We start from the raw sequence: 1,211 nt of genomic DNA on the forward strand, positions 1-1,211 counted from the left end.
CCGGCGCGGGCAAAGATTCTTTCCTGTCGGTAGAGCGGCAGATGGTCGGCATACTTGGCGATCAGCAGGTGTGCCAGCAGGCCACTGGTGGGGATACCCTTGTCGATGATCTGTGGCGGCACCGGTGCCTGGGTAATGCGTTCGCAGCGTTTGCAGGCCCACTTGCCGCGGATATGGCGCTCCACGGTGAAGGTGCCCGGAGTGTAATCAAGCTTTTCGCTGATGTCTTCGCCGATGCGTTGGAGCTGACAACCACAGCCGCACTGTGTGTACTCGGGCTCGTGTTCGATGATCTGGCGCGGAAGCTCCGGCGGCAGCGGCGACCGCTTGGGTTGACGCTTCGCCGATTGGGGAGTGGACTCAGCGGGTCCGGCTAGCTCCATCTCTACGGCGGCGATATCCGCATCCACCAGCTCGTTCAGCAGACTGGCCTGATGGGTGTTCAGTGCTTCACTGCTCTTGCCGAAGTGGTGCCGCTTGAGGATGGCCAGCTCGTGTTTGAGCTTGTCGTTCAGTAGCTACTGATTGTGGAGCTGGTTATTTTGCTGAGTGATGGTTTGATCTTTTTCCGCCGCCTCAGATAACAACTGCGCCGCAAGCTGGCGCAGTTGTTCGACATTGAGGTTGTTGAGATCGGGCGGTGTCGTCATAGCCATTATCCTGCCGGAGTCCAGCGCCGGTGGTGATTACCAGATGGGACTTTTTCACTGGCGTGTTGGCCAGTGAGGAAGGTTAGAGCATGGCAATACGGCTATTGCGGCCGACCTGATGCCAGGGCAACCCGATCACCAGTGCCTGTAACTGCTCTAAGGTCAGGGTGACGCGTTCACCCTGCCAGAGTTTGCCCCAGACAAAGCCGCCTTGGTGCAGGCGACGGGCTGCGAGCCACAGGCCGAAGCCGTCGTGCACCAGCACCTTCATGCGGTTGCCGCGCTTGTTGGCAAATAAGTAGGCACAGTGGGGTTTGGCTTCTCCGAACACCTGAACCACGCGTGCCAGTGCGGTATCCGGCCCGGCGCGCATGTCCAGCGGCACGGTGGCCATCCAGATCTCATCGACCTGGATCACGACTGCAGAGACCGGAGCCAGGGGATAGCGAAGTCGATTTGGGCGAGAGGCCAGCGCACCTTGATACCTGGGAGTTCGAAGACTACGTCGTTTGTCGTCCCGCCTGGGGCAGGCAGGGGTACGGGAACAAACTTCTGCTCGGT

At 60.0% G+C, this 1,211-nt stretch carries 1 protein-coding gene and 1 pseudogene; both read right to left on the bottom strand.

The genetic code is table 11. From position 1 onward, the window contains the following. A pseudogene (locus AB1S50_RS19460) lies at positions 1 to 650 on the bottom strand (IS66 family transposase); the annotation flags it as partial. 82 nt (positions 651 to 732) lie between these two features. Next, the coding region (tnpB, locus tag AB1S50_RS19465; protein WP_367152934.1) for an IS66 family insertion sequence element accessory protein TnpB at positions 733 to 1,211 on the bottom strand (479 nt) is incomplete at its 5' end.

Source organism: Microbulbifer discodermiae, assembly GCF_040742695.1.
In the GTDB taxonomy this organism is placed as follows: domain Bacteria; phylum Pseudomonadota; class Gammaproteobacteria; order Pseudomonadales; family Cellvibrionaceae; genus Microbulbifer.